This is a genomic window from Kitasatospora sp. NPDC058406 (assembly GCF_042722765.1).
Lineage (GTDB): Bacteria > Actinomycetota > Actinomycetes > Streptomycetales > Streptomycetaceae > Kitasatospora.
In genome coordinates, this window is sequence record NZ_JBHXKE010000413.1 from 1 (window position 1) to 4684 (window position 4684).

Annotated in this window: 1 protein-coding gene; it reads right to left on the minus strand. The window is 74.9% G+C overall.

Going from position 1 to position 4684, the window contains the following annotated elements; translation table 11 throughout:
- On the minus strand, positions 1-4655 hold a 4655-nt coding region (locus tag ACFWOG_RS39700; protein ID WP_380364511.1), incomplete at its 3' end, for an SDR family NAD(P)-dependent oxidoreductase.
- Positions 4656-4684: the final 29 nt, after the last annotated feature.

Genomic DNA, 4684 nt, shown 5'->3' on the forward strand with positions numbered 1-4684 from the left:
GCCAGGACCGGGTGCCCCAGACGCTGCGCGTCCGACAACCGCTCCACCAGCAGCATGCCGACACCCTCGCCCCACCCGGTACCGTCCGCGCCCTCCGCGAAGGACTTGCACCGACCGTCGGCCGCGAGACCCCGCTGCCGCGAGAACCCGACGAACGTCCCCGGCGTCGCCATCACCGTCACGCCACCGGCCAACGCCAGCTCGCACTCCCCACTGCGCAGCGCCTGCACCGCCAGGTGCAGCGCCACCAGCGAGGACGAGCACGCCGTGTCGACCGTGACCGCCGGACCCTCCAGACCGAAGGTGTACGACACCCGGCCCGACGCGACACTGCCGCTCGTGCCGAGGAAGCCCTCGGCGTTGTCGGTGGACCGGTCGAGGACCAGCCCGTAGTCGTTGTACATCACGCCCGCGAACACCCCGGTCCGCGAACCGCGCAGGCCCAGCGGGTCGATCCCCGCCCGCTCGAACGCCTCCCACGACGTCTCCAGCAGCAGCCGGTGCTGCGGGTCCATCGCCAACGCCTCACGCGGCGAGATCCCGAACACCTCAGGATCGAAGTCCGCGGCCCCGTAGAGGAATCCGCCCTCCCGCGTGTACGAGGTACCGGGGTGGTCCGGGTCCGGGTGGTACAGGTTCTCGACGTCCCAGCCACGGTCCTCGGGGAACGGCACGATCCCGTCCCGCCCGGACACCACCAGCTCCCACAGGTCCTCCGGCGAGGCGACGCCCCCGGGGTAACGGCACGCCATCCCCACGATCGCGATCGGCTCGTCGGGGTCGGTCGTCGCGGCGGCGACCGCGGTGGGGGCGTCCCGGCCGGCGATTTCCCCGGAGACGAAGCCCGCCAGGGTCTCCACCGTCGGGTAGTCGAAGACCAGCGTGGACGGCAGCCGCAGCCCGGTCGCGGCGGCGAGGCGGTTGCGCAACTCGACCGCGGTGAGCGAGTCGAAGCCCAGCTCGTTGAAGGCACGGCGGGCCCCGACCTGGTCGGCGGAGGAGAACCCGAGCACCTCGGCGACCTGCGTCCGGACCAGGCCGAGCACGGCGTGGTCGCGTTCGGCCCGGGGCAGCGCCGCGAGCCGTCGCCCGAACCCGTTCGTGGTTCGGGCCCCGGCCCGAGCCGGGGCGAGGCCGTGCAGGATCGGCGGCACGACGGGAGCGTTGCGCAGCGCGGTGATGTCGATCGCCAGAGGCGCGACCACCGGCTCGCCGGTGCCGAGCGCGGCATCGAAGGCCGCAAGGCCCTGCTCCGCCGTGAGCGGCAGGACGCCGCCGCGCCGCATCCGCTCCCGGTCCGCATCGGTGAGCGTCTCACCCATCCCCGCGTCCCACAGGCCCCAGGCGAGCGACGTCGCCGGCACACCCCGCGACCGCAGCTCCGACGCGTACGCGTCCAGGAACGTGTTCGCGGCAGCGTAGTTGGCCTGACCCGCGTTACCGAACAGACCCGCCACCGAGGAGTACAGGACGAACGCGCTGAGCGCCCGGCCCTCCGTCGCGGCGGCAAGGTTGCGCGCCGCGTCGACCTTGACCCGGAACACCGTGTCGAGGCGCTCGGGCGTCAGATCGGTCAGCAGTGCGTCGTCCAGCACACCGGCGGCGTGGATCACCGCCGACACCGGCTCGTCCCGCAACGCCTCGGCCACGGCCTCCGCGTCCGCCACGTCGCAGGCCACCGCCCGCACCTGCGCCCCGTCGACCTCCACGCCCGCACCCGACCGGGACAGCAGCACCAGGCGCCGCACACCGTGGGCCTCGACCAGGTGCCGGACGACCAGCCGTCCCAGCGTGCCGGTCGCACCCGTCACCACCACGACGCCGTCACCGAACTCCACGGGCCCGGCGGCGGAATCCGCCGCCCGCGCCCCGTCGAGCCTCACGAGCTGCGGAACCCGCACCACGCCGTCCCGCACCACTGCCTGCGGCACCGGGTACAGCGCGTTCGCGTCCGCGTCCAGCAGATGGATCCGGTCCGGGTGCTCCGACTGCGCCGACCGTACGAGGCCCCAGAGCGCGGCACCGTCCGCATCGGTGACGGTGTCCCCGGCCGCGCCGAACGTCCGCACCACCAGGCGGGACTCGGCCCACGCGGGATCGGCCAGCCACTCCTGGAGCAGGGAGAGCAGCGCACCGGCCCGGTCGAGTGCGGCGCCCGGTGCAGTCGCGTCCACGACCAGCACGGGGGCGGCCGGGACGGGCAGCGGATCGCCCAGGTCCACGACCACCGGGGCGTCCGCCGAGGCGGACACCTCCTGCACCACCCAACCCGGGCCGAACAGGAACCGGTTCGCGGAACTCGTCGGCCGGCCGGCCGCCACGGGACGCAGGACCAGGCCGTCGACCACGGCCACCGGGAGTCCGGAGGCGTCGGCCAGGGCGATCCGCACCGCACCCGCGGTCGCACCGGCCTCCAGCCGCACCCGCAGCGCGGCGCCCGCGGGCCGTTCCCACCGGACACCGGAGAAGGTGAAGGGCAGGTGGGCCCCGTCAGCGGTGATCAGCCCGCCGACCCCGATCGCGTGCAACGCCGCGTCGAACAGCGCCGGGTGCACGCCGAACCCGTCGACCGACTCGCCGGTCGTGACCTCGGCGAACACCGTCCCGCCGCGACGCCAGGCCCGCCGCAGGCCCCGGAACGAAGGACCGTAGCCCAGGCCCGCGTCCGCGAACGCCTCGTAGAGGCCGTCCAGTTCGACCTCCTCCGCACCCGCCGGCGGCCACACGACCAGATCCGCGCCGTCGTCGACGGACCCTGACCCGGCCTCGGCCTCGGCCTCGGCGGTGAGCAACCCGGTGGCGTGCACGGTCCAGGCCGTGGACTCGTCGTCGGGGCGGGAGTAGACGCTCAACGCGCGCCGTCCGGCGTCGTCGGGCGCGGCGACCAGGACGCGCAGCCGGACGGTCACCCCGTCGGGCAGCGTCAGCGGATCCCGCAGGACCAACTCGTCCACCACCGGGGTTCCGGCCCGGACGCCCGCTGCCAGAGCCAGTTCGACCAGTGCGGTGCCCGGCAGCACGGACGTGCCGTGCACCCGGTGGTCGGCGAGCCAGGGCCGGGTTCCGGAGGCAAGGGTGCCGGTGAACAACAGCGCTCCGGAGTCCGGGAGTTCGACCGAGGCCGCGAGCAGCGGGTGGTCCGGGGCGTCAAGACCGGCCGCGGTCACGTCGCCGGTCGGCGGTGTCGGATCCAGCCAGAACCTCTGGTGCCGGAACGGGTAGGTGGGCAGGTCGGCCCGGGCGCCGTCGCCGAGCAGCGCCCGCCACTCGACGCGCTGCCCATGGACGAACAGCTCGGCCACGGCGGTGAGCAGCGCCATGACCTCGTCCCGGTCGCGGCGCAGCGCGGCGACGGCGACCGTGTCCGGGCCGCCCGCCTCGCCGATCAGCGCGGTGAGGACGCCGTCCGGACCCAGTTCGAGCACACGGCCGGCGTCGAGGGCGGTGACGGCGTCGGCGAACCGGACCGGCTCGCGGACCTGCCGCACCCAGTACTCCGGGTCGGTCCACTCCCCCGGCGTCACGGCGGCACCGGTCACCGTCGACACGGCGGCGAGGGTCGGCTCGGCGAACGTCAGGGCCCCCACGACCGCGCGGAACTCGTCGAGCATCGGCTCCATCAGGCGGGAGTGGAACGCGTGGCTGGTCCGCAGCCGGGACGTCTTCCAGCCGCGGTCCGAAGCCAGTTCGGCGATCCGCGCGATGTCGCCCTCCGCACCGGACACGACCACGGCGTCCGGTCCGTTCACCACGGCGACGTCGATGTCGGGGAACGCCTCGCGCACCTCGGCCTCCGAGGCCCCGACAGCCAGCATCGCGCCGCCGGTCGGCAGCGCCTGCATCAGCCGGCCCCGGGCGGCGACGAGCTTCGCCGCGTCGGCCAGGGTCAGGACCCCGGCGGCGTGGGCGGCGGCGATCTCACCGACCGAGTGACCGGCGACCACGTCCGGGGTCACGCCCCACGAGCGCACGAGCGCGAGCAGCGCCACCTCGACCGCGAAGATCGCCGGCTGCGCCCAGCCGGTCAGGTCCAGCCGCTCCCGGTCGTCCAAGACCTCGTGCAGCGGGAGATCCAGTGCCGCACACACCTCGTCGAAGGACGCGGCGAACACCGGGAACGCCTCGTACAACTCCCGGCCCATACCGGCCCGCTGGGACCCCTGACCGGTGAACACCACCGCCAGCCGGTCCGGCCCGGCGACCCCCGTGAGCGGGTGGGTCCCTGCGGCCACCGCCGCCAGGCCCGCGTCCAGTGCGGTGCGGTCGCTCGCGAGGAGCACCGCCCGGTGGCGCAACCGCGCGCGGGTCGCCAGCGCCCGTCCGACCCGGCCCGGGGACGTGTCGGCGGCGAGGCCCTGCCGGATCCGCTCGGCAGCCTCCCGCAGCGCCTCCGGCTCGGCGGCGCTGAGCACGATCGGAACGACGGCCGGCGACTCGGCGCCGGTCGCGGGAACCGGTGCGCCCGACGGCGCTTCGAGGATGACGTGGGCGTTGGTGCCGCTGATGCCGAACGAGGACACCCCGGCCCGGCGCGGCCGGTCGGTCACGGGCCAGTCGCGGGCCTCGGTCAGCAACTCCACCGCGCCGGCGGACCAGTCGACCTGGGACGACGGCGCGTCCACGTGCAGCGTGCCCGGGAGGATCCCGTGGCGCATCGACTGCACCATCTTGATGATGCCCGCGA